This window comes from Chryseobacterium arthrosphaerae, from assembly GCF_001684965.1.
Lineage (GTDB): Bacteria > Bacteroidota > Bacteroidia > Flavobacteriales > Weeksellaceae > Chryseobacterium > Chryseobacterium arthrosphaerae.
Genome location: NZ_MAYG01000023.1, coordinates 52,972 through 77,791, shown reverse-complemented (window position 1 = coordinate 77,791; position 24,820 = coordinate 52,972). Strand labels below are relative to the sequence as shown.

Annotated in this window: 19 protein-coding genes; 12 read left to right on the top strand and 7 right to left on the bottom strand. The window is 36.7% G+C overall.

All coding sequences use genetic code 11. From position 1 onward, the window contains the following. The 10 genes from BBI00_RS19355 (at position 1) to BBI00_RS19310 (ending at position 14,272) form a co-directional block, all read left to right on the top strand. Positions 1-1,494, top strand: a complete 1,494-nt coding sequence (locus BBI00_RS19355) for a complex I subunit 4 family protein (RefSeq protein ID WP_065400505.1) — start codon at positions 1-3, stop codon at positions 1,492-1,494. A gap of 16 nt (positions 1,495-1,510) precedes the next feature. After that, complete coding sequence (locus BBI00_RS19350) at positions 1,511-2,890, top strand: NADH-quinone oxidoreductase subunit N (protein WP_065400504.1); 1,380 nt, start codon at positions 1,511-1,513, stop codon at positions 2,888-2,890. Positions 2,891-3,036: 146 nt separating this feature from the next. Next, positions 3,037-4,110: a hypothetical protein gene (locus BBI00_RS19345; protein WP_065400503.1), complete on the top strand. Its 1,074-nt coding sequence runs from the start codon at positions 3,037-3,039 to the stop codon at positions 4,108-4,110. A 169-nt stretch (positions 4,111-4,279) separates the two neighbouring features. After that, entirely contained in the window at positions 4,280-4,783 is a 504-nt protein-coding gene (locus tag BBI00_RS19340) for a DUF4280 domain-containing protein (RefSeq protein ID WP_065400502.1), read from the top strand. Positions 4,784-4,800: 17 nt separating this feature from the next. Next, a complete protein-coding gene (locus BBI00_RS19335; protein WP_065400501.1) occupies positions 4,801-7,974 on the top strand; it encodes a peptidoglycan DD-metalloendopeptidase family protein in 3,174 nt (1,057 codons plus the stop codon). After that, complete coding sequence (locus BBI00_RS19330; RefSeq protein ID WP_065400500.1) at positions 7,934-9,061, top strand: hypothetical protein; 1,128 nt, start codon at positions 7,934-7,936, stop codon at positions 9,059-9,061. The genes BBI00_RS19335 and BBI00_RS19330 overlap by 41 nt, the downstream gene beginning before the upstream one ends. 47 nt (positions 9,062-9,108) lie before the next feature. Continuing rightward, complete coding sequence (locus tag BBI00_RS19325) at positions 9,109-10,275, top strand: hypothetical protein (RefSeq protein WP_065400499.1); 1,167 nt, start codon at positions 9,109-9,111, stop codon at positions 10,273-10,275. A 241-nt stretch (positions 10,276-10,516) separates the two neighbouring features. After that, a complete protein-coding gene (locus BBI00_RS19320) occupies positions 10,517-11,191 on the top strand; it encodes a hypothetical protein (RefSeq protein ID WP_065400498.1) in 675 nt (224 codons plus the stop codon). Between the two features lie 31 nt (positions 11,192-11,222). Next, positions 11,223-11,720 (top strand): hypothetical protein, encoded by a 498-nt coding sequence (locus BBI00_RS19315; RefSeq protein WP_065400497.1) that lies wholly within the window; start codon positions 11,223-11,225, stop codon positions 11,718-11,720. Positions 11,721-12,016: 296 nt separating this feature from the next. After that, on the top strand, positions 12,017-14,272 hold the full coding sequence (locus BBI00_RS19310) for a GAF domain-containing protein (protein WP_228394800.1): 2,256 nt from the start codon (positions 12,017-12,019) through the stop codon (positions 14,270-14,272). A gap of 57 nt (positions 14,273-14,329) precedes the next feature. Here BBI00_RS19310 and BBI00_RS19305 read toward each other — a convergent pair whose 3' ends face one another. Continuing rightward, entirely contained in the window at positions 14,330-15,505 is a 1,176-nt protein-coding gene (locus BBI00_RS19305) for a Pycsar system effector family protein (RefSeq protein ID WP_065400495.1), read from the bottom strand. A 26-nt stretch (positions 15,506-15,531) separates the two neighbouring features. Here BBI00_RS19305 and BBI00_RS19300 point away from each other — a divergent pair, with 26 nt between their 5' ends. Together BBI00_RS19300 and BBI00_RS19295 are read left to right on the top strand one after the other, a co-directional pair. Further along, positions 15,532-19,248: a metallophosphoesterase gene (locus BBI00_RS19300; RefSeq protein WP_065400494.1), complete on the top strand. Its 3,717-nt coding sequence runs from the start codon at positions 15,532-15,534 to the stop codon at positions 19,246-19,248. 333 nt (positions 19,249-19,581) lie between these two features. After that, positions 19,582-20,301, top strand: a complete 720-nt coding sequence (locus BBI00_RS19295; protein ID WP_065400493.1) for a hypothetical protein — start codon at positions 19,582-19,584, stop codon at positions 20,299-20,301. 77 nt (positions 20,302-20,378) lie between these two features. Here the strand turns inward: BBI00_RS19295 and BBI00_RS19290 are convergent, their stop codons facing one another. The 6 genes from BBI00_RS19290 to ruvX all read right to left on the bottom strand — a co-directional run bounded on the left by BBI00_RS19290 (position 20,379) and on the right by ruvX (position 24,791). Then, the gene (locus tag BBI00_RS19290) at positions 20,379-21,191 is read right to left on the bottom strand and encodes a hypothetical protein (protein WP_123902322.1); all 813 of its coding nucleotides are present in this window, start codon (positions 21,189-21,191) and stop codon (positions 20,379-20,381) included. Between the two features lie 37 nt (positions 21,192-21,228). Next, on the bottom strand, positions 21,229-22,101 hold the full coding sequence (locus BBI00_RS19285) for an NHL repeat-containing protein (protein WP_065400491.1): 873 nt from the start codon (positions 22,099-22,101) through the stop codon (positions 21,229-21,231). 54 nt (positions 22,102-22,155) lie between these two features. Further along, on the bottom strand, positions 22,156-22,923 hold the full coding sequence (gene mazG / locus BBI00_RS19280; RefSeq protein WP_065400490.1) for a nucleoside triphosphate pyrophosphohydrolase: 768 nt from the start codon (positions 22,921-22,923) through the stop codon (positions 22,156-22,158). Positions 22,924-23,172: 249 nt separating this feature from the next. Then, positions 23,173-23,730: a DUF5606 family protein gene (locus BBI00_RS19275; RefSeq protein WP_065400489.1), complete on the bottom strand. Its 558-nt coding sequence runs from the start codon at positions 23,728-23,730 to the stop codon at positions 23,173-23,175. A gap of 75 nt (positions 23,731-23,805) precedes the next feature. Then, entirely contained in the window at positions 23,806-24,378 is a 573-nt protein-coding gene (def, locus tag BBI00_RS19270; RefSeq protein ID WP_065400488.1) for a peptide deformylase, read from the bottom strand. Next, on the bottom strand, positions 24,375-24,791 hold the full coding sequence (ruvX, locus tag BBI00_RS19265; protein WP_065400487.1) for a Holliday junction resolvase RuvX: 417 nt from the start codon (positions 24,789-24,791) through the stop codon (positions 24,375-24,377). Before ruvX ends, def begins: the two co-directional genes overlap by 4 nt. Between the last annotated feature and the right edge of the window lie 29 nt (positions 24,792-24,820).

Genomic DNA, 24,820 nt, shown 5'->3' with positions numbered 1-24,820 from the left:
ATGTCTTGTTTATTATTAACATTATTACTATTACCTCTAGTAGGTTCGGGATTAGTTTTTGCCTGGAAGAGTAATTCCAGCAAATATTTGGCACTTGGGATCGCATTGGTACAGATGCTCCTTACGTTCTATGTACTTTCGGATTTTGATTTTACTCCGACTGTAGACAGCGTATTGCAGCACGAGATCAATTATCCGTGGTCACAATTTATGAAGAGCTCACTTCACTTCGGAATCGATGGGATGAGCATGCTTCTTTTACTGCTGACAAACATTTTAGCGCCAATCATCATTTTATCTTCTTTCAATGAAAATGTAAACTACAGAAATACATTCTACGGACTGATTCTGTTGATGCAATTCGGTCTTGTGGGAGTGTTTACTTCTTTAGACGGATTATTGTTCTATATTTTCTGGGAAGTAACTTTGATTCCCATTTGGTTTATTGCCGGACTTTGGGGACAGGAGAATAAAAGGTTTGAATTCACTACGAAATTCTTCGTATATACATTCGTAGGATCTTTATTTATGTTAGCCGGACTGATCTATGTGTACAACCACTCTGCATCGTTCGCTTTAACGGATCTTTACAATGCACAACTGAACGAAACACAACAGACTGTGGTATTCTGGTTTATCTTCTTTGCATTCGCAGTGAAATTACCGGTATTCCCTTTCCATACATGGCAGCCTGATACATATACCTACTCTCCTACTCAGGGATCGATGCTGTTATCCGGGATCATGCTTAAGATGGCAGTGTACGGTGTAATGCGTTATTTGCTTCCGATCACTCCGCTTCCTATTGCAGGAATTTCAGGACAGATCGTGATCATCCTTGCTATTGTGGGAATTGTACACGGAGCATTGATTGCCATCATCCAGACGGATATGAAAAGAATCATTGCCTATTCATCTTTCTCTCACGTAGGATTGATGGTAGCCGGTATCTTCGCTTCAGCAGTAGTTACTTTGAGAGGAACTTTCAACGTGGAAGGTGCTGAAGGAGCTTTGGTACAGACATTCGCTCACGGTATCAACGTGGTGGGATTATTCTACTGTTGTGATATTTTATACAAGAGATTTAAATCAAGAGACATCAGACAAATGGGTGGTTTGGCAAAAGTTGCTCCTAAGTTTGCGGTGTTATTCCTGATCATTATATTAGGTTCAATGGGTGTTCCATTAACCAATGGATTCATCGGGGAATTTATCCTGTTAAAATCTGTATATGATTTTAACGGAACAGCAGCAGTCATTGCTGGTCTTACGGTAATTCTTTGTGCAGTGTATTTATTGAGATTCTACGGAAAAGCAATGTTCGGGGAAGGAGATGAAGCAGTTTTAAGTACAGCAAAAGATTTATCAGGTGTAGAATTTTCTGTATTGGCAAGTTTAGCGGTTTTTGTGATTTTACTGGGTATTTTCCCACAACCGGTAATCGACATGGTGAGTAGTTCGGTGAAGTTTATCTACCAATCAATGGTAAGTTAATTTGATATTTTAAGAAATGAGTGTTTTAATTATTGTTTTCCTAACGGCAGTTATTGCGTTATTTTCAGGAGTTTTTGAACAAGGAAAATTCGCAAGATACATTGGGATTTTGGGATTAATCATCGCATTGTATGTAAGTTTTATGCCGGAATGTTCGTTCTTCGACCATTACAAGCATATGTATGAATACAGTGCCAATACTGCATTATTCACTAAAATATCAATCGTAACAACTTTATTGTTATTCTTCCTGGGAGGTTTTGCATTCAGCAATCACAGAAGCCACCAGTCAGAATTATATGCATTGATGCTGTTTGCATTATGCGGAGGGATCGTTCTTTTCGGATACCAGAATATGGTAACCCTATTCCTGGGAGTTGAGATTCTTTCTATTCCGTTATATGTAATGGCAGGTGCCAACAAAACTGATCTAAGATCCAACGAAGCTTCAATCAAGTATTTCTTGATGGGTGCATTTGCAACAGGTTTCCTATTGTTCGGTATTGCATTCATTTACGGAAGTGCGGGAAGTTTTGATCTTTACAAAATCCATGATTTCGGAGTGGCAAATTCTGGAAATGTAATGTTCATTTTAGGAGTATTGCTGATCCTTTGTGCATTGGCATTCAAAGTAGCATTAGCGCCTTTCCATATGTGGAGCCCTGATGTATATGCAGGTTCACCTTCACTGATCACAGCTTTCATGGCGAGTGTGGTAAAGATCTCAGGATTCTTTGCTTTATTCAGACTGATGACGATCGGGTTTGCAGGCGTTACCCATGAGTGGATCAATGTTTTAGGAGTATTCCTGATCATTACCTTACTTTTGGCCAACGTGATGGGTCTTGCCCAGACCAATGCAAAAAGAATGTTGGCTTACTCTTCAGTTTCCCATGCAGGATACATCGGATTGGTATTCTTCGGAATGACAAGTCTTTCTACCTATAACTTAGCATTCTATTTATTTGCTTATGCTTTATCTACAGTAGGAGTTTTCATGTGCCTGATCTGGGTAGAGAAATTAAAGAGAGAAACTTCTTTCGGAGCCTTCAAAGGATTGGCGAAAACTGAACCTTTATTAGCTACAGCAGCTACAATCTCTATGCTTTCAATGGCAGGAGTTCCGCTGACAGCCGGATTTATGGGAAAGTTTGCTTTATTCTCCCAGGCAATGAATGGTGCGGCTTTCCTGGTATTAGTAGCCGTTTTAGGTTCTGCGCTATCGATCGCTTATTATTTAAGACTGATCATTGCAATGTTCTTCTTTAAAGAATCTACATTCAAATCATCAGAAAAAGTAACACTAACTTACAACATCATTGCAGTAGTGGTAATTGCAGCAATTATCATCCTGGGAATCTTCCCGGATCTGTTTGCAAGAGTGTTCGGATTATAGAACGTATATTAAAAATATATTACAAAGACCTTTCAGAAATCTGAGAGGTCTTTTTTTTATGAGATTTTTTATAAATTACACCCCTGGAAACTTATTCCGGTTCCTGAAACTATAATCATGACTTTTAATCATTAAACACCTATCACATGATCACCTACATGACACTTCCGGGCGATACTTTAGAAAAGATTGCTGCCGATCTGAAAGTAGAAAACCCCGCATACCTTAAAGAATTTCATAATACATACTGTGCCCTCCACAACAGGCTTGCTGAACCTGTGCATCTGAAACCCGGAACTCTTCTTCATATTCCTTTCGGGAATGAGATCAGTATCCTTAACCAAAAGATCAGTGATAACGGAGACAGCTTATATTACCATCCCCCTCAGGGCAAAATTACTTACCCCATTCCTTTACTCGGCGGTATGTATACTGTAAGACAACTGAAGTATCAGGATGGAAGACAGCAGGCAAGCTATCAATACCAGACAGAGCTGAAGTATCTCAGGGCCGAAAAAGATGATCACTTTTTTTCATTGCAGATCTTTGGGTCCCGTAAAAATGGTGAGGAATCAGACAGTAAAATATCCAGTCTCGCCAAAGCCTGTGCTGCAATCCTGTTTCCTGTAGAGATCAGGGTAAGCTCAGCAGCTCAACTTAAGGATGTAAAATTCTATCATCCCGAATCAACCATTAAAAATGAGCTGGAAGCATTGAAAAGATATTTCACGGATGATATTTCTGCCTCGTATATTGATCAGATGAAAAAAAAGACGGAAGATAAGGGGCATATACTGACAAGTATCCGCCATATGCTGCCTGTACAGTTTCTCTTTGGTGCCTTTTACAGGGCAAAGTATGATGGCTGGACAGACTCAGGAGTTTATCATGAATTTATCCCCTGGCTGACCCATGCGTCCCCTATCCGTTTTGAGCTTTATAACCGGATCTTACCCAAAGAACAGAATGAAACCGATGAACCTCTGAAAATCATCCAAAGTGGAAAATCCTGTGATTACCGGAATCTCAATCAGCTTTATGATAAAAGCTATCCGTACCAGGAACAGGCTTCTTTTAACAGCCGCTCCGTTTCCTGCAGCCATGAAGCTGAATATATTTTTGACCGCACTGACCTGGTCATTCGGAAGATCACCGGAAGTTTTGAAATCCGGATCGGCGATGTAACTGAAAAAGATGTTTTAATGATGGAAAAGGAATGATATAAAATGAGACTGGAAGCTTGGAAAACTGAAATTGGAAGTTATCATTAAAGGCTTTAATTTGATGATACCACATTTTAAACTTCTGATCCCATGAAAAATAAAAATGTGCTGTACTGAATTCAGGTTAATTTACTATCTTTGAAACAACACCAAAAAAACGCAAAATATGTCCGGATCCGCATCACCACATGACGGAAAACATCTCGTCATACAGAAAGGAAAAGCCCAATGTAATCAGGGCGATCTGTTTCCGCAATTTAAAGTAACTTCTCATCAGAAACATTATTGGAATAATGAAGAGGGGCAGGCTGATTATCTGGCTGTCACCGAGGATGATCTTCAGTTTAATCCACAAGGGCCGAGCTTTGGAAAATGCAAACTGAAACCAACACCGGGCGGATACCTGCCCTGCGCCTACGCACCTGCCGGAAAATGGCAAAAAACCTATGAAAAAATAAAGGTTATGGGTAAAAGCTGTGTCACTGAAATTTCCGAACTCATGTGCTCTACAGGCGGAAAAATCACGATCATGGAACATGGGCAGACCGCAGCGATGAGCCCGCAAAATGTAAAAAATGCAGATCCCCAGGAACAGCATCATATCAATCCTTTTGTAGATTTCAAAGAGTTCCAGAAAGAGACAGAAGGTGATGAAGTAGATGCCTATTAACCTAAAACTAAGCCACCATGTCAAAACAAGGAATTTATAAAATATCGGGAAATACAAAACCAAAAGTTGGCGAATTGGTTACCTATAAAATTGATGAATGGTATCCGGCCACCCCAGCAGCAAAAAGAAATCCTGCCCACGTTACCTGGCACCTGTTCAAAAAGGTGAACGGGAAATTTGTACCCACTAACATTAAGAAAGTTGGGGTAAGCAGTTTTACGTTTAATACAACCGCCTATAAAGATACTTTCAGAATAGAGGCTTATCTTCATAATCCGGAAGGGAGAACACCCATGGCCCTTGAGATACAGCCCCAGCCCAGTGACGTCCCAAGAATCAATAAAGTTGAATTAAAATATATAGATGATACCCCAGGCACAGTTTTCAGCTTTACTGAAAAACTGGTTGCAGAAGCCAGGTGTATGAACCTGGAAGCTGAGTATCTTCTGTTTACTCTTTGGGAAGATGATGCCAGAGACTCAGGACACAGCACAGGCAATACTCCTATAGACAGCAAAAAGGAAAAGGTAAAAAACGGAATTGCCAGAGCAGAATTTATGCTGACAAAAGCCCTCATGAGAAAAGCAATGCAGGGAGAAACAGATCCCCAGCAAATGGAGTTCTATGTAACCGTAGAATATTATGCCCATAAAAAGCATGCGACCAACAATGTAAATGTCAGTACTCCTGACGAATTACGCCCTGCGTCCGGGCAACCACAACCACAACCACAACCACAACCACAGCAACCTCAACAGCCACAACCTGCACCAGCTCCGACACAACCTGAGCCTGAGCCACAGTCAGCTCACGGAACTGCCCATAATACCCAGCCGGCAACCTCTCCCCCTCCGGGAGGCGTCTCTCCTACCACAGTAAATCCGGTAAAAGCAGAAGACCTTCTGGATGCTTATTTTGCAAAAAAAGAATATACAAAACAAACCGGCGAAGAAGATGGTACGCATACCTACACTTTCGGAGGTACTAAGAGTGGTAACAAAACAGGAACTGCCGAAGAGAAAAATAAAGTGGCACAGACCATTCTTGGTAAAATTAAAGACAGCCTGAAATCTCAGAAAAAATATGCTACTCTTGAAGTGATTGCCGCAGCACTAACTGCTGAAGCTTACGGTAAAGATACTGTCAATCAGAAAACTGTTACGTTTAAAACCTTTAAACTGGGGCCAGACTTCAAAAAAGTAGACAGTGCACCATTAGACGATAAACTGTATCTGGTAGCCAGAACGATGATGCTGGAAGGAAAACAGGTCACCATCTCCATCAAAGAAAAAGACGGAATCATCAAAGGTGCAGCAGATGCTGTTCTTCCTGTTCTGGAAATTACCGAAGAACAGATGGAACAAAAAACACCTGCCGGACAGGCAGTTCCGGGAACTGAAAAAACAGTATTCACGGGAACGGTAAAAGATAATATGGTTAAAATCCCTATTCATCTCCGCCCTAAATCCGAAGAAGAACTGAAACAATGGAAAGACAAGATCAGCAAAGGAAAAGAAGACGGAACTTACACGTACACCTTCGGAGGTGCCACAAATATAGATAATGAAGCCAAAAAGGCTTCCATCGCTAAGACCATCCTCGAAAACGCCAAAAAAGGAAATGCCAGAAATCCTAAAATAGAAAACGGTAAAACTTCCAGTGAAGAAGAAATAAAAAAAGTTTTAGCCATAAAAAATTATCAGCCCGGAGATACCATTACGTTCAAACTCCTGAAAAAAGTCCCGGAATTCCTGTATCTTCACGCCAAAGCGCAGGGAGAAAAACAGCATGATAAGAAGTTCCTGAATAAGGATGGGGCGTACTTCCAGATTGGGAATAAGTGTCCGAGATGTGAGGCGGAGATAACATTTGAACAGATAAAAGAAGTCTTCCCAGCTGCTGCAAATAATGAGACCTTGGCAAAGCTACTGATAAAAGAACTTAATGATATAAGACTGAAATACGAGATCAACACATGTAGAAGGAAAGCTCATCTAATTACTCAGATGGGTTCTGAAACAGAGTTCCGAACACTTCTTGAAGAAATCGGAAACTACAGTGTCTCTACATTAAAAGCTCTGTTCGGATATTTTAAACGACATCCAAATGAGGCAGAACTTTATAAAGGAAATACTTATGAATTAGCAATAAGAGCCTATGGTTTAAGAAATGTTGATAATGAAAAAGATATAGTTTCTTGTAGTGTTTCAAGAGTTAATAATTGTAACGATCTAGGTAATGAAACTAAACAAGAAGGATATAAATATATTGGACGTGGTCTTATTCAGTTAACAGGAAAATATAATTATACTCAAATAAATTCAGAATTTCAGAAAGCTTTCCCTGGTCAAGGAAATTTGATTACAAATCCTGAATTACTGGAGCAGCCTAAATATGCAGTTATGTCAGGGCTAAGCTATTGGATTAACAATAATCTCAATAAGAAAGCCGACGAAGGAACTTCTGATGATGTTGTAAACTCAATAACAAGGATAATTAACCGAAATCTAGATCAAACACATTATACAAGACGTAGGAATTTCTTCAAAAAAGCAGTAACCGCCTTTAAAGTTGATGAATGTACACCTGATGAAGGTAGTAACAACAGTACATGGCATGATCCACTTGCGTCTTCACAAAGAACATATTATAATTCCGAAGGTAATCATGCTGAAAAAAATGGTGCATTTGGAAAGGTACGAAACGGTGGAACAAAAAACCATCAAGGGCTGGATCTTTTCGCTACACCAGGAACTCCAGCTGTAGCATGTCTGGACGGTATCGTTGTAGAAGTAATGGAAAGCCCTTCCTATGGTACGATTCTTATTCTTGAAGTAAAAGGTGACGATCTTCGTGCTGCAAAGCGGAATTATACATTGCAGTTTACCGGAGAAATTGAAAATGGTGCAGGGTTTGATGCCAATGCCTCTAAGTATTATCTCAGATATTGTCATTTAAGCTCTGTAGAAGTAAAAAGCGGAGAAGTAGCTGCAGGAAAAACAATTTGTTATACTGGTGAAAGCGGCAATGCAAAAGGAGTCCCAAATCCACATTTACATTTTGAAATCGGAAGTAATAAATATCCTGGAAGCAAAGAGGGTACTAATAACAGAACGAATCCTGCATTTTATGTAAATTTAAAACCTATAGATGAACCTAAACAAACAAGCGTTAAAAATGCAAGAAGCTAGAAGTAAAAAGTTAATATTATTCGCTTTTATAATTTTTTTTACATTCTTTGGGCAGTGTAAAGAAAAACCTGTTGAAAATATTATAACGACAAATTTTAAGTTTGAAGGTAGTTTTACAACGAATGATGAACTTGTTTTCAAATTGAATAAAACCACCCTAAGATTATTTTCTGATCAACCCAATCATATAGAAATACTAACTAATGAAGGTAATAAAATTGATGTTACAGAAGAAAATCATTGTAAAATGGACGCTGTAGGAGTTTCTGCCTATCAGTTTACTAATTCAATTGACCCTAATCTTAGAATAATACTTATCGAAGATTACCAGGATATTCTTACAGGAAGTATGTATGCTATTCTCATTGATAAAAACCAACTTATCAAAACTTTTAGATTTTGTGGTCCACAATACAATTATGAAAAATATAATATTAAAGAAGTACTATCGATCAAAAAATCAGAAAATAAAATCTCATTTACTTTTGATCCGAAAAAAATAGTAACAAAAAACAAAAAGGAACAACATGTATTTGATTTTGCAGTTGTTGCTACTAAAACAAATCCTTCCATCATAAAGAAAGATATTAAACCTATAAAAAATAATCTTTCAAATCAAGTAACAATAGATAGTTTGATTTTTGATTTTAATAATGATAAAATAAATGATAAGGTTTTAATACGAGCTAACCCAAAGGAAGAAAATGTTATGGGTAATGAATATTTTGATAATATCAATTCATACTTTAGAACACTAGATGTTTTCATAGGTAAAAACAGTAATAATTATACTCAGATTACTAATAATAAAAATATTATTCCTTGCTTAAGATGTAATGAACCAATGAATTCTTACTCGGATTTCAAACAAATTGGTAAAAATTCATTTTCAGTAGACGTAATAAGTAAAGCAGAAAATTCTATTTACCAATTAGTATTTGAATGGAAAAAAGATAATTTTTATTTGTCCCAGATTGGCGTCAAAAGCTTTTATGAAGAAACGGGTAAAACTATTAAATTAAAACATTTCATAAGTTTAAATGATATAAAAATTGAAGATATTCAAAAATACATTAACCAGAAATAAAATTCATAAGAATAACATAGAGATTAAAGCCAATGCATCAATAACACATGATGATAAGAAATTGTTATATACTTAAATATCCCGTTTTACTATTAGCTTTTTGTGCTTTATTATTAAATTGCAATAAATCTGAATCACAGAAAATCTTAGAGAAAACAGGTTTATTCATTAATTGTAAAGGACAGGAACATCATATTATTGGTGAAAAATTTAGAGTTGAAGATTACGGTAAAGTTACATATAACAATGGAGTTAAGATTCTTGATTCAGAAATCCTTAAGAAACTATTCAATGAGAAAAAACAATTTTTTATAGAAAAAGGATGGCAAAATATCGAAGATAATACATCAATAATTGAATTTTCTCCAATTGATAAAGGCAAAAATACATTTGTAGAATACGATAATAAATATCTTTTCATTATAAAAGATAGTATACTAAGAGACACATTGAAAATTAAAAAAGATTATTACTATTCAATTTGTCAACTAGATAAGCAAAACAGTAAACATGGTATTGCCATTGGAAAATATATAATAAATAACAATGACGATTTTTTTGAAATACATCAGGTCTATTCAATTGGTAATGGAAAATTAAGAAAAGAAAATTTAGATATAAAAATATATGATTGTCCTGCTCCTACAAATTATATAAGAGATGAGGAACCAAATTCTTATAAATTTGGAATTTTGAATGGGGAAAAATTAGAAAGATTTTGGTATCAAAATACTCCTGAAAAGAAACTCAATGATAATTTCAATAACACTTTACAAGATTGGGAAGGTGTTTATCTTAATTCAGATGATAAGAACCTAAAAACTTACCAGTCAATAATCGATAAAGTAGGTTGGTTCAAATTAAAAATCACAGCCCATGAAATACTATTTTCAGCAGACACAAGAATGAGGGATGATTATCCACAATCTGATCCAGGGGGAGTATATTTAAGAAAAAAGTGTGATTATTACATATTCCCGAACGAGGATAAAATAGAAATTTATAGTAAGAAATATGATGATCCCAATAGTAGCCCTGTTAATATTAGAGGTAACAAAAAGGACTTATTGATTACATTATATAAAAAAGATAAAGTATTTTATGGAACAGCTAATGTTATAGAAGAATCCGAACAATATGATAATTCTGCAAGAATAAAGGGTAAGACACCCTATCAATTTTATAAATTCTCTCTAGAAGAAGATAAAGATTGAACTTCTCAATCTTTATTGTTTTTTTATAAAGGTAGATCAATTCTATGTAAAAGAACCAAGATCAAATTCTGAGAATACGGAGATTGGAGATTTTATAAAAACTTCTATGAAAAATAATATGCTTACGTTAAAATTCAGAAAAGATAAAGTTGCTGGATATTCTAAAAATACAGGAAATTTAAAAAAGTGATAATAAATATTTTTACGTATAATTCACTAAATAGTACACCATAAAATTTATATGAAAAACCTTTTAATCTTACTTTTATTGGTATGTATTTCTTGTAAAAAAGCTAAATCATTAAACACGGCAAATGAAAAAGCTAGTATAGTAAGTGTTACAAATAATACAAAGGAGAACTTATATACAGAAGTTTTAAATATTAATAAAGAAGCAGATTACAATCTAAACAAACAGGTTCAAAAGCTAGATTTAAATTATAAATCACTTATTGTAAAAATCAGATATATCTCCGAAAGAGCTTATATTTCTATTGAAAATAATAAAAAGGAATTTGTTTCCTGGAAGCCTGTTCATATCAACTTTTTTTATGATATCTCACCTGAACTTGCAGAAAAAGACATCCATATTTTGTTGAAAGAAAATGATCCTTCTGAAGGATATTTGTTATTTCCTTCGTTTACAGAACAGTTTTCTACTTATTCCCTTTATCATTTTAAGAAAGATTCATTTAATTTTATAGGAACATATGAAGTTTCAGAATTTGTGAAAGGTACTTTTTCTTTTGATGAAAACTTTAAAGATGTATTTATACATTCTTCTCCTTCTAAAAAATTAAAACTTAGCCATATTGAGCAAAATCAAGACGAAAAATTTGATAATATGGATGAGGATATCAAACTATTAAATGGAAAAGTAGAAGAAAACCGTCTTCCGGGTATAATCTTATTATAAATAAAGCTGTTCCGGGTGAAAAAACACCGTGATGAAAACAGAAATCATTATGAATTATAATCTTATGAAAATTTATACTCCCCTGGTCTTTACCACAACAGCTATTCTTTCCTTTTCATGTGTAAAGAAAGAGGAGAAGGCAGATCCGGCACAACCGGTCATCGCAACTCAGCCGTCTCAGAAAACGCCAGTTAAAAAAGAAAAGAAATACAGTTCCTGCGAAGAGTTCATTACTGCTCTGGTAAAATCCAGTAATGCTTCTGCTCTTAAAACGTTCAATGATCCCCGGATCAGAATTGAAGAGATAACTTCTGAAAAGATCGTCATTGAAATTTATGTTTCCAATGATATTTCTGAAGATCCTGCTGTACAACAAATAACAGATCACGCTGTAGGATGGCTTGAATATTTTCCTGCATCAGAAAAACTTCAGGATATTACTGCAGATCCTGAAGAACCGGAGATTCTGAAATACGACCATTCTGTTTTAGACCAAAAAGAAATTATGGCCTTATGCTTTCCCAACTAAAATCAAAAGAAACCTGAAAAACATTCATTTCTATTGATATTCAGACTAAAAAGAAAAAATCTGCCATGCGATTTATTAATCGTAATACGAAAAATACATCCTGTCAGAAAAAGGCAATCATTTTTCAGATATAATACAAAGTTCTTTGAAACATCCGCAGATTACAGACAATAAAATAAAATTTCCGGTACATCAATATTCTGCTTTTTTCATAACTTTACTTTAAATTTCAGCTCTTGGCTAATCTTTACAAAAAAGACTCCCCCTTTCAGGTTTATATATCATTCAAAAAATATTTGGATGTATTGGAACATATCCGTTATAATGACCGCCTGGAATACAGGGTCAGCTATGCAGAATCACTTATTGACAGCACCCGGAATTTCAAAGAGCTCCGGGAGGGTTTTCAGGATACCACATTGCTGGAAAAATATGAGGACCTCATCAGGACCCTTCTGGCAGATCTCTTCCCTACAGGGCTTACGAAGAATGAAATAAAAGCGGCCAGTATTCCCCTTTCCAATATTACCTTCAACTATACCGAAAGGTTTAAGAATATCCTTAAAGACGCCGGAAAAGATTTTGAAATAGAGCTCAGGAACATCACTGACGATGAGTTTTACGTGTTCTGCTGCTGCCTGATCCTTCAGAGCTACTTCAAAAAAGATATCAAGAGTACAATTCCTCTTTATTATGATATCCCGAATAAACAGGGAATCATCAAACATTATAAGATCACGGTAAACTCAGATTTTACAGAAATTATTCCCACAGAAACAGCGAAAATACCTGATGACGATATTCTGGATATGCTTCTGGAAAACCTGGATGACTTTCAGCTGTGGAAAAAGTATTTCCCTTCTCAATCATGGATTCTGAAAGGCTTTACCATTATCTCCCTGGTAGACTGTACCTCAGAAGTTGCTTTGTCTGACCTGAAATCAAGCATGATCGAAATTGATCCGGAAAATTTAAATCCGAACGAAAATCTTACCGAGATCTTCAAATCCTATTTCGATGTCCCGGAGCTCAGCTTCGGACTGATGACCTTCAACAAAAAGGAACAGAAACTGGATAAACTGCCCATTTATGAAAGTCTTCTCACCAATCATATCCTTGATTTCTGGATCAATACTTTTGATGAGCAGACCCGCAAAAATACCTTCAATAATTTAAGCCATAACTCAAAACCTGTTGTGGTTTCCAATGTGAACAATCTGGATGAACATATTCAGCAGCTTCCTTCGTTCAGAATTTTAAAAGATAATAATATTAACAGTTTCATGGTGATTCCGATCATGAAAGACAGTGAGCTGTTGGCCATCATGGAATTCACCTCTCCTATTGCCGGGAGTTTTAACGGTTTAAAACTCAAAAAAATGGAGTTTTTTACAGATATGGTCCTTTTCTCACTCAGCAGATTTTATTTTGAGAAAAACTACCAGATCGAAGCTATTATACAACGGGAATATACCACCATCCATGACAGTGTGATCTGGAAATTCAGAAATGAGGCTGAAAAATACTTTACAGCATCTCTTGGCAAGAAGATCCATACCTTAAAAGAAATATCATTTAAAAACCTTACCCCGTTGTTTGGTGTATCAGATATCCGTTCTTCCTCAGAAAAGCGCTTTAATCTGATGCTGCAGGATCTTAATCACCAGATTGAAAGACTCATTGAGATCCTCACGCTCACGAATTCAGATTCAGAAAAATTTCTGCTGGCACTGGATGTTTTTGAAAATGAACTGAACAATGAGATCAAAGCGGATACCGAACAGCGTTTCCAAAGGTTGCTGAGGGAAGAGATTCATCCATTCTTACAGGGAAAACTGGAAATCAAAACCTCCAGGGAGATCAAAACTAAAATCAAAGAGTATTTTGCTCAGGTGATGGCTCAAACCGATCTTTTTTACAGCCACAGAAAGAATCTGGATGACTCCATAACGCTTGTCAACAGGAAACTTGCAGATATGCTGGATGAAAGCCAGGTGAAAGCCCAGGACATTTTTCCACATTATTATGAAAGATTTAAGTCTGACGGGGTGGAACATAATCTCTATATTGGCCATTCTATTGCTCCGGAGCTGCATTACACCTTCAAAGTAGTTCATAAATTGAGGTACTGGCAGCTGAAAACCATCTGTAAAATGGAACTGGAATTCCAGTCATTTAAAAAAGCCCTTCCCGTTCAGCTGGATATCGCTTCCCTGATCTTTGTATATAACGAAAAGATAGACATCCGTTTCAGAATGGATGAAAAACGTTTTGATGTAGACGGAGCCTACAATTCCTATTATGAGATCATCAAAAAACGCTTAGATAAAGCCCATATCAAGGATTCTGCAGAACGTATTACCGCTCCCGGAAAGATTACCATCGTCTATTTCGGAATGGAAAACCAGAAAGAATATCTGGATTATATCTCCAAACTGCAGAAAAAAGGCATTCTGCAACATGATATAGAATTCCTCAGGGTAGAAGATCTCCAGGGGATTACCGGACTCTTGGCGTTGAGGGTTTCCATCAGTCACAATCAAGATCAATAAAGAAAAAAAGCCGGACAAAGAAAATTGTCCGGCTTTATAATAATATATTGTTTTCGTTTAAAGGCTCAGAAAAGCAAAGCCAAAAGACAGCACGGAAATAATAATCCCGGCCATAAAGATCTTATACGTGATCGATAAAAGCTTGTATTTACGGTCAAGAACTTTTCCCAGATAATACAGGTCTTTGACCATAGAGTCATAAATATAATCCCTGTCTTTGATCAGGTCTTTCATGGCGTTATGGTATTCATCAAACTGCATCTGCTGGAAGTTTCCAAAGAACAGCAGATTGACTTTTCTGTTGATAATATCCTGGGCTGAAAATGTTGTTTTGGTTACATTGGGCTTTGTAGAAAGGATCGCAAATATAATCGTCAGTACACTTGACAACAATAAGATAAAACTGGGAAGGATCAGGTGGGAATTTTTCGGGGCATCCAGCTTGGGAACCAAAACGGACAGACAGACTGAAATAATGATGGCGTTTACAGACAGTAGAATATTCGCTTTGCTGTCTGCAATGTCACTGAGTCTCGTATGATTATTTAATGTAACCCTGAAGAGCGTGTCTACACTCCTGTCTGATTTTTCCTTTTCTTTTTTTCCTTCAGATTTACTTTCGGCGGTCTCTTTTTTATCCTCTTCCTTATTCAATTTCTTCTCAATCTTTTTAATGTTCTTCTTTTTTAGAGGTTCCCAGTTTTCCTTGGCGTAATCTGTATAGTAAGTATGTTTATTTTTCAGCATATCCAGATTACCGGCATTCCATTCATCATTGGAAAAACACCTCACGTTCGTCAGTTCCCATTCTTTTCTCAGCGCATCGGAAATATCATTGTAGTCATGACCTGCAAAGTGGCTGAAATCGGCATCTTTTACTATTTTCTCCAACAGATTCTGTGGTTCATAGGTAATTTTTGTTGCCAGGATCAGCTTTTCAACATCTGAAATATAGTTTTCAGGATAGTTTTCCTGGTGCAGAAACTCTTTCATAATCTCCACACTTCTTTCCTCATGATTCTTGGCACATTCTATATATCCGGTATCATGAAACCATAATGCTACGAGTACTTTCTCCTGATCATCATCTGAAACAGGAGTATTTTTCATAATTTCCTCTGCCTTATTCACTGTATAGGCAGTATGGATAAAATTATGATAAAAATATACTGAAGATAACTTATCTTTGAATAAGATTTCAACATAATTTTTAGCTTTGTGTAGAATGCTCATCCCTGAAATTTTGTTAATGTAAATTTATGAATTTATCCTTTAAAACTCATCTAAAAAATACTTCTGTTGTTCTGAGAACAGTAATGTCCGCCGGAGCCCTTTACTCCTGCGCTACATATAACGTACAAAAGGGCAAAAACTTATTTGAAGTAAAAAATTCTGACATTAAATCTGAAAGTGATTTTAAACTGTTCCTGATTGGAGATGCCGGAAATGCAGATGAACCCCAGGCAAAAAAGACCTTAAATTTACTGAAAGGCAAGCTGGACTCCGCAGATAGCAATTCTATGCTGATCTTTTTAGGTGATAACATCTACCCTAACGGAATGCCTAAAGAAACTGATAAAGATTATGATTCAGCAAAAATAAAACTTGAAAATCAGCTCGCCATTACCAGGAATTTCAAAGGAAAAACATTGGTGATTCCGGGAAATCATGACTGGTACAGTGGACTGGAAGGGCTCAACACCCAGGAAGGACTCGTCAAAAAATATTTTGATGACAAAAAAGCTTTCCTTCCAAAAAACGGCTGCCCTATTGACGATATCAACATATCCAAAGACATCAAGCTGATCGCCATTGATACGGAATGGGTGATCACCAACTGGGATAATTACCCGGGAATCAACAAAAACTGTAATATCAAAACCCGTGAGGATTTCTTTACCGAATTTAAAGATCTTATCATCAAAAATCAGGGTAAAAGAATTATTGTTGCCCTGCACCATCCTATCATCAGCAGCGGAACCCATGCAGGTTTCAGTTCGGCCAGATCCCATCTTTTCCCTTTCAACAGTAAGGTTCCTGTTCCCGTTGTAGCAAGCTTTCTGAATGTGTTGAGAAGTTCATCAGGCGCAAGCCCCGCAGATATCAACAACCGGCATTATGCAGACCTCGCCAACAGGCTGAAAAGTATTGTTCAGGATAAGGAAAATATTATTTTCGTGTCCGGACATGACCATAATTTACAATATCATGAAGATGGAAATCTGAGGCAGATCATCAGCGGAGCCGGATCTAAAGTTGACCCGTCCACTATAATTGAAAAAACAGACTTTTCGTACGGTGGCAGCGGATTTGCTGTTTTAAATTTCAGAAAAGACCAGAGTACGGATGTTGAATATTTTTCCACAAAAGATGCTCAGCTTCAAAAACTCACCCATATTTCAGTGATATCGAAACCGGATGTATTTGTGAATAATTTTCCCAATTCTTTTCCGGCTACATTCTCTTCTACCATTTATCCGGTACAGCTTACCCAGAAAGGGAAATTTTACCGCTGGCTCTGGGGAGACCACTACAGAAAATATTACGGAATTCCTATTGAAGCACCTACGGCCAACCTTTCTGAACTGAATGGCGGCTATGTCCCTTTCAGAGAAGGAGGAGGAAACCAGTCTAACAGCTTAAGGCTTAAAGCAGCTGACGGACAGGAATTCGTAATGCGGGGCGTGAAAAAAAGTGCCATCCGTTTCCTGAACAACATGGCTTTCCAGAAAAGTACATTGGGAGAAGAACTGACCGATACGTTTCCGGAAAAATTCTTATTGGATTTTTATACTACCAATCATCCGTTCACTCCATTTACCATCGGGAATATGTCAGAAAAGCTGAATATTTTCCATAGCAATCCGAAATTATATTTTATTCCCAAACAGCAGGCTTTAGGAAGATATAACGAAAACTATGGTGACGAAATGTATATGATTGAAGAACGTTTTTCTTCTGATCCTAAAACATTAGCCTCATTAGACAATGCCAAAGATATTGTTTCAACAGATGATGTTCTGAAGAATCTTTCCAAAAGCAACAAATATTCGGTAGATAAAGAATCCTACATCAGGGCAAGGGTTTTTGATATGCTGATCGGTGACTGGGACAGACATTCCGATCAGTGGAAATGGGCAGAATATGAAGTGGGAGACAGGATCATCTACAAGCCTATTCCTAAAGACCGGGATCAGGCTTTCAGTAAATATGACGGTGCTGCTTTTAAAATTATTATGAACGTTCCTGCAATCCGTCATATGAAAACCTTTACAGAAGATATCAGCAGTGTCAAATGGCTTGCAATGGAGCCCTATCCTATGGATCTTGTCTTTCTGAAAGGAGCAACCCAGGAAGACTGGGAGACACAGGCCAAATACATTCAGGAGCATTTAACGGATGCCGATATTGATGATGCCTTCCATAATCTTCCGAAAGAAGTACAGGATGAAACAATAGATGATATCCAGAGAAAACTGAAAATCCGCAAAACCAAACTCCAGGGATATGCGTCTCAGTATTATGATGTATTGCAGAAAAAAGTTCCTTTAGCAGGAACAGTGAACCCGGATAGATTTGTCATTACCAAAAACGGACATTCTGTACAGGTGCAGCAATATAAATTAGGTAAAAATAAAGATCAGAATGAACTTGTTTTTGAGAAAACCTACCATGATTCAAAAACAAAAGAATTATGGATCTACGGGCTGGAGGACGATGATATCTATGAGGTAGTGGGTACGGGAAATCCTAAAATGACCATCAGGCTGATAGGCGGATATAATCATGATACGTATAATGTAGCCGACGGAAGAAAGGTAAAGATCTATGATTTTAAATCGCAGAAGAATACTTATAACGCAGGTAATGCTACGAAGAACATTACCGATGATTATGATATCAATTCATACAATTACAAACATCCGAAATACAGTGCTTTTGCCGGTTACCCTAATGTAGATTACAACCCGGATGACGGAGTGATCATTGGCGTACTGGCTAATTACACGGTGAATAATTTTATCCGTGATCCTTTTACACAGAGACATAGCTTAAAAACCAATTTTTATACGGCTACAGCAGGTTTCAGTGTAGAATATAAAGGAATTTTCAAGAAAGCTATTTCCGGATGGGACCTTAATTTAGATGCCTTCTATACCACGCCAAGGTTTTCCCAGAATTTCTTTGGGCTGTCTAATGAAAGCCCGTATGACAAAGAAAATACGGAAAGAGAATACAACAGGGCAAGAATTTCGAAATTCAGTTTTGCACCATCCATTGCTAAAAAGAGCTGGATGAACCTCAGCCATCAGATCCAGCTTACTTTTGAAGACAATAAGGTACAGAGAAAAGAAGGCAGATTCATCAACCTGTCTCCGGATGTAAGTCCGGAAGTATTCAACAGCCAGCAGTTTGTGGGAGCCAATTATACTTTTGGCTATAAAAATGCAGACAATGCAGCCTTCCCTACTCTTGGACTGGAGTTTATGCTGAATGCCAACTGGAAAGCTACCCTGTCAGATTTCAACAGAAATTTCCTGACTTTAAAAGGTAGATTAGCCATTGATCACAGAATTGACAAAAAGGGAAATTTTGTTTTTGCCAATTCCAGCAACGTGATGTGGATCAACAATAATCATTTCGAATTCTATCAGGCTGCTGCTATTGGAGGAAATAACGGAATGAGAGCCTTCAGGAACGAGAGATTCTCCGGAAGATCCTACTTTATCAATAACTCAGAAATACGATGGGATTTCGGCAGAATAAGAAACAACATTGTGCCTGCCAATATGGGAATTCTTATCGGCTACGACATTGGCCGTGTATGGAATGACAATGAAAATTCCAGAAAATGGCATCAGTCTGCCGGTGCCGGAGTCTGGCTGAGTATCGTAGAAATGATGTCTGCACGTCTGAACTATTTCTACGGTGCAGACGGAGGAAGGGTTTCTGCAGGAATCGGGATGAAATTCTAAATAATGCAGGTTTTAAAAAGACAAAATAATTCTAATTTTATACATTAGAATTATTTTCAATAAATTAGTTATAAAACATTAAAAATCAAAACATTACAACAGCAAAAAGAATTAACTATTAAAAAAATGTAATTTAAAATAAAATTAATAATTCTAATTTTTTGATTCATATTTTCACCAATAAAACAAATATGGCTTTTAAATAAGGGCCATATTTTTATACCTGTAGATCAAATATATAAATTGCTCAATATGTTTGTCAATTCATTAAAAAACAGACATTTAAAAAACATTCTATATTTGCCCCAACAAACAAAACAAATCTACAATTGAATGAAAAAGAAGCTGTTATATATGGCATTATCTGTCATGTTTATAAGTCTACATGCCCAAGTAGGGATAAAAACTCCCACACCTCAAAATACTCTTCATGTCAACGGCTCCCTTCAGGTGGTAAAGGACCTGAATGTAGGGGGTGATGCACAATCAAAAGGATATTCAGGTAATAAGGGCGAATTTTTAATGTCAAACGGAACCGGAAATGCACCGGTATGGAAAAGTATTGAATCAGAGAACTTTTTAAAAGTGATCTATGTGGGCAACAAAAATAACATCAGCCCGGCCAGCGGAAGCTATACCGGTACCCACAGCACTCCGGTCAGTACTCATGAAGACTATTCCCAAACCTACATCTTTAATGTGAGCAATAAAATTGATACGGCTTATTTAACCTATAACTCCTCTACAGGACTTTTCACAGTGGTTAAACCCGGATTCTACAATATTGTTCCTTACGTGACCTATGATCTGAATTTAAATCCCACCGGACAAACGGCAGGAACGGCCAACTCTTATATTCAAAGGGTTTCACCGACACTCACTACTTTAGCCGGAATTTCCACAGGACACGGTGAACGTACCACAGGGCTCAATCATAATCTGTCCTCTATCAATTTCTTTAATGCAGGTGATACATTCAGGATACGCTGCCGATATACCCAGGATTTCAGGTTGTCAAGCGGCAATATTCATATATCTTATCTTACTCCGTAATACAATAAATTAATCATTTTCAATTTCTACTCTATTATTAAAAAAATCCACAGATATGCTCTGTGGATTTTGATTTATTACAGCTTTTTAAGTGGATAATATAATAATATCTGGCCATTGGAATCGTAATTGTAAGACCATTGATCCTTTGCATATCCCGGTGGATAGTTCGTATTACCATTGGCAGGAGTGGGCAGATATTGACTTACCGTTTCCTTAGTCCTGAAATTATTTGTGGACAAACCTTTTTCATAAAAATCATCGTTAATCAGATAGAGTTTTTTGAATGGGTTTTTAGCATTATCAAAGTCAGAATATGTGGTAGTGGTAACTTTTTCATCAATACCACCCGCCTTTTGTAATATTTCACTCTTAGTAAGATTCTGTTGGCTGTCAAAAAAGTACGTGGTGTAATATTCTACTCCTCCTCTTTTTTGGTATATTTTTATTTTATTATTTTCGTATGTATAAGTTTTTGATGTTACCAGATAAGAAGGATATTTAGTATAATTATCATATATTTCTTCTTTGACAGGTCTGTTATTTTCCATCAAATAATAGGCTGTTCTATAAACTTCACTGCCTTCAGGTCCTAAATAATCTATTTGTACCTTATTATTGGAATATGTAAATAGTGTAAGTACATCAGGATGAAAAACACTTCCTATACTTGAATGGTGATAAGATCTCCCAAGCATACTTTTTAAGCGTCCGCTTTCATAGCTAAACCGGTAATATTTTTCCGGGCTGGGCATTACAGAACGAAGGTCCATTTCAAAAATATATCCTTTATCAGGTTCTAAATCTGCCTGAGAATTCTCTGTTGCATCATTATCTGTACTGCATGAAAATAAGCTGAGTGCAAATACAATATAAAATAATTTTTTCATAGTCATTTAATCGACTGCGAAAATAAGAATATAGCTCCTAAAAAGAAAATTTATATACGTTTCCTCCTTCGCTTTTATCTTTCTCATCTGCAATCAGCAATGTTTTATCATCATGAAAAACAATAGCTTCTTTCTGAGAATTATGGTTCAGGGAAATTTTCTGAATCTTGGCAGCATTGAAGTCATCAGCGGTAAATCCGGTAAGAACATGAATATTTTTATGCGTCAGCAATACAATCTTATCTTTCGTACTGTTGATGGTTGCCGATGTAATAGCCGCATCGTTATAGCCTCCCTGAAGCTTTAGGGTTCCTATTAATTTTGCTTCAAAATCTCCTTCTCTGTTGGGAACTTTAAACACCAGGAAAGTCCCGTCAAACCCTTTGCTTCTGTTTTTTGTAAAAAGATAGAAATTACCGTCCATTTCTACAAAACCTTCACAGTCGTAAAGTAAATTGGATTTTTTCGGTGGAAACTCCGTTTGACCCTGATAATGAAATCTGGTAGTCTGGATCACCTTCGTTGTCGTTTGGGTAATATCTTTCAGATCTGTCTTTAAAATAGCAAGATCCTTCCGGTCGTTATTATTATTTCCAAAATCCCCGATGTAGATATTTCCCTGAGGATCTGATATAATGTCTTCCCAATCTGTGTTTTCACTATTTTCAACCGGTACTTTGGCCACCATCTGACCACTCTCATTAAGGCCGTACACAGCATTTTTATTACCTCTGTCTTCGATCACCCAGATGGTTTTCTTATCCTTGGAAAGTGTAATTCCTGAAACTTCTTTCAGTTTTTTGGGCAGTGTAAACTCTACTTTCAATTCATCCTCTTTAGGAGGTGAATTCTGAGCTTTTGGATTGCAGCTCAGTAAAAACAAAGCGGGTAACATAAGAAAGCGTAACATATTTATTTTTATTTTTTTTATGAACATAAATAGCATTAATCATTCCAGCCGGGATTACTGAAGCTTTTTGGCCTTTTCCCAAAGAACATCCATCTCCTCAAGAGACATCTCTGCAAGCTTCAGGTTCTGCTCATCTGCAAGTTTTTCCATCTTCTGGAATCTTGAAATAAACTTCAGATTGGTTCTTTCCAGTGCAGAGTCCGGATTAATCCCCGATATCCGTGCATAGTTAATTAATGAGAAAAATACATCTCCCAGCTCCTGCTCTTTTTTCTCCGGATCCGTTTCTTCGTGAAACTCCTGAATTTCTTCATCTACCTTTTTCCAGGCATCCTCCGCATCATGGAATTCAAAACCAATTCCTTTCACTTTATCCTGAATTCTGTAAGCCTTCACCAGACTGGGCAAACTTTTGGGTACGCCTCCCAGAATAGATTTATTGCCTTCTTTCAGTTTCAGTTTTTCCCAATTCTGCTTTACTTCCTCTTCATCTTTCACTTCCGTATCTCCGTAGATATGGGGATGACGGAAAATCAGCTTTTCGTTGAGAGAATTGATCACGTCTGCAATATCAAAGCTTTCTTTCTCAGAGCCGATTTTAGCATAGAAAACCAAATGAAGCAGGACATCTCCCAACTCTTTCTTTATTTCCAGAAGGTCTTCCTGTAAAATAGCATCAGAAAGCTCATAGGTTTCTTCAAGGGTAAGATGACGAAGGGATTGTAAAGTCTGTTTCTGATCCCATGGACATTTTTCACGCAAATCATCCATAATATCCAGTAACCTTCCGAAAGCTTCCAGCTTTTCCTGTTTCGTATTCATAAGTAATGGGAAATTCAATGTTATACAAATGTAAGGGTTATTTTGGCACTACTGCAAACGTTGGAGATGAAAGTTGTGGGTGTGGGTTGCAGGATTCGTGTTTAATGTTTACCGTTTAAAGATAAAGTCGAAATTTGATCTTTACAGAAATTTCCTTAATCGCTGCTACTGATATCTCCATCTCCTTAAAAGCAAAAAGCCCTGTCAGTAGTGTACTGACAGGGCTTTATATTTCAATTCAAAAATGAATTATCCTTGTTTTCTGTGTGTACTTTTAGGAGCTGATTTTGCAGCTGAAGTAGCTTTTACTTTTGGTGCAGCAGGTTTTTCTGCTTTCGGAGCTGCCTTTTTAGCTTCTTTTTCAATGCTTACTTCTTCAGCAGGCTCACCATCTAACGTTTCCGGTTCTGCTTTCACAAAGCTTTCAGGAGTAATATATCCCGCTTTCTGAAGGATGTTGTACCACTGCGCCAATTTCTTGATATCAGAAGCATATACTCTTTCAGTATCATAGTTAGGAAGAGAAGCTAACATAAACTCTTTCAGCTCTGCATCTGAAGATTTGTGAGAAATCGTTTCCTTATAGTCGTTGTTTTTAGCAATATTTTCAAAAACTTCGAACAAAGGCACTTCCTTTTCAAATGTAAACATTGCGATATTATCCAATAAGCTTACCTGGCTTGAGTTTCCAATGCTTACTTTTTTCTTGTTGGTAACATCTTCAATGATGAATCCGTTTCTTAATTGAGAAACTAATTTGTAAAGTCCTGGTTTTCCAGAAATTGAAATTATTTTTTCTAACAGCATAATTTTATTTTTTGTAAATTCTGCAATCAGCACTGGCTTTTTGCTTTTTATTATCTCTTTTTGTCCTTGTTTAAATTATTTTGGAAATCTCATTTTGTAACCGATGTTTACGTCACCCTGGGAGATCTTTGTCAGTTTACCTTTTACCAGCTTTTTCTTCAGAGCGCTCAGGTGATCGGTAAACAGAATCCCTTCAATGTGATCATATTCATGCTGAATTACGCGGGCTCTAATATCGGAAAAAGTTTCTGTATGTTTTACAAAATTTTCGTCATAATATTCAATAACGATTGTGCCCTTTCTTTTTACATCTTCTCTCACATCCGGAATAGACAGGCAGCCTTCATTAAACTTCCATTCTTCCCCGGATTCTTCAAGAATTCTGGCATTGATGAATACTTTTTTAAATTCAGCCAGCTCATCTTTAATGTCTTCATAATCCTCATCTTCTGCAAGAGGTGTCACATCTATTACAAACAGACGGATATCCAAACCGATCTGAGGTGCAGCAAGACCAATTCCGTTTGCACTGTACATCGTTTCGAACATATTATCTATCAGTTCCTGTAATTCGGGGTAATCTTTATCTATATCTTTTCCCACTTTTCTCAAAACAGGATCCCCAAAAGCTCTTATCGGTAGTATCATCTTAATCTTTGTTCTAAAAAATTCTGCAATATGATGGTTGCACTTACTTTATCTATTAATCCTTTTTCCTGCCTCTTTTTCTTATTTTTCCCACTCTGTGAAATAAAAAACGAGGCCATTTTGGATGTAAATCTTTCATCAAAACGGTGGACCGCAATATCCGAAAATTCTTTTTTAAATTCTTCAATGAATTTTAAAATATCGGTTTCCACTTCTGAAACATTTCCTTTCAGATCTGTGGGAAGCCCAATCACAACTTCCTCTACCTTATTTTCACTGAAATATTTTTTCAGAAAATCCATCAATAAACGGTTATCCACAGTCTCCAGCCCACTGGCTATAATCTGCATATCATCCGTCACAGCGATGCCACAACGGGCTTTTCCGTAGTCTATTGCAAGGATTTGTCCCATAAGTCTGCAAATTTAGTAAAATTTACTGA

Coding starts and splice junctions, on each gene's coding strand:
- BBI00_RS19345 (WP_065400503.1), top strand. CDS start 3,037: ATGATCACCTACATGACACTTCCGGGCGATACTTTAGAAAAGATTGCT.
- BBI00_RS19325 (WP_065400499.1), top strand. CDS start 9,109: ATGATGATAAGAAATTGTTATATACTTAAATATCCCGTTTTACTATTA.
- BBI00_RS19315 (WP_065400497.1), top strand. CDS start 11,223: ATGAAAACAGAAATCATTATGAATTATAATCTTATGAAAATTTATACT.
- BBI00_RS19285 (WP_065400491.1), bottom strand. CDS start 22,101: ATGTTACGCTTTCTTATGTTACCCGCTTTGTTTTTACTGAGCTGCAAT.
- BBI00_RS19295 (WP_065400493.1), top strand. CDS start 19,582: ATGAAAAAGAAGCTGTTATATATGGCATTATCTGTCATGTTTATAAGT.
- BBI00_RS19340 (WP_065400502.1), top strand. CDS start 4,280: ATGTCCGGATCCGCATCACCACATGACGGAAAACATCTCGTCATACAG.
- BBI00_RS19355 (WP_065400505.1), top strand. CDS start 1: ATGTCTTGTTTATTATTAACATTATTACTATTACCTCTAGTAGGTTCG.
- BBI00_RS19305 (WP_065400495.1), bottom strand. CDS start 15,505: ATGAGCATTCTACACAAAGCTAAAAATTATGTTGAAATCTTATTCAAA.
- BBI00_RS19320 (WP_065400498.1), top strand. CDS start 10,517: ATGAAAAACCTTTTAATCTTACTTTTATTGGTATGTATTTCTTGTAAA.
- BBI00_RS19335 (WP_065400501.1), top strand. CDS start 4,801: ATGTCAAAACAAGGAATTTATAAAATATCGGGAAATACAAAACCAAAA.
- BBI00_RS19350 (WP_065400504.1), top strand. CDS start 1,511: ATGAGTGTTTTAATTATTGTTTTCCTAACGGCAGTTATTGCGTTATTT.
- BBI00_RS19275 (WP_065400489.1), bottom strand. CDS start 23,730: ATGCTGTTAGAAAAAATAATTTCAATTTCTGGAAAACCAGGACTTTAC.
- def (WP_065400488.1), bottom strand. CDS start 24,378: ATGATACTACCGATAAGAGCTTTTGGGGATCCTGTTTTGAGAAAAGTG.
- BBI00_RS19330 (WP_065400500.1), top strand. CDS start 7,934: ATGAACCTAAACAAACAAGCGTTAAAAATGCAAGAAGCTAGAAGTAAA.
- BBI00_RS19290 (WP_123902322.1), bottom strand. CDS start 21,191: ATGAAAAAATTATTTTATATTGTATTTGCACTCAGCTTATTTTCATGC.
- mazG (WP_065400490.1), bottom strand. CDS start 22,923: ATGAATACGAAACAGGAAAAGCTGGAAGCTTTCGGAAGGTTACTGGAT.
- ruvX (WP_065400487.1), bottom strand. CDS start 24,791: ATGGGACAAATCCTTGCAATAGACTACGGAAAAGCCCGTTGTGGCATC.
- BBI00_RS19300 (WP_065400494.1), top strand. CDS start 15,532: ATGAATTTATCCTTTAAAACTCATCTAAAAAATACTTCTGTTGTTCTG.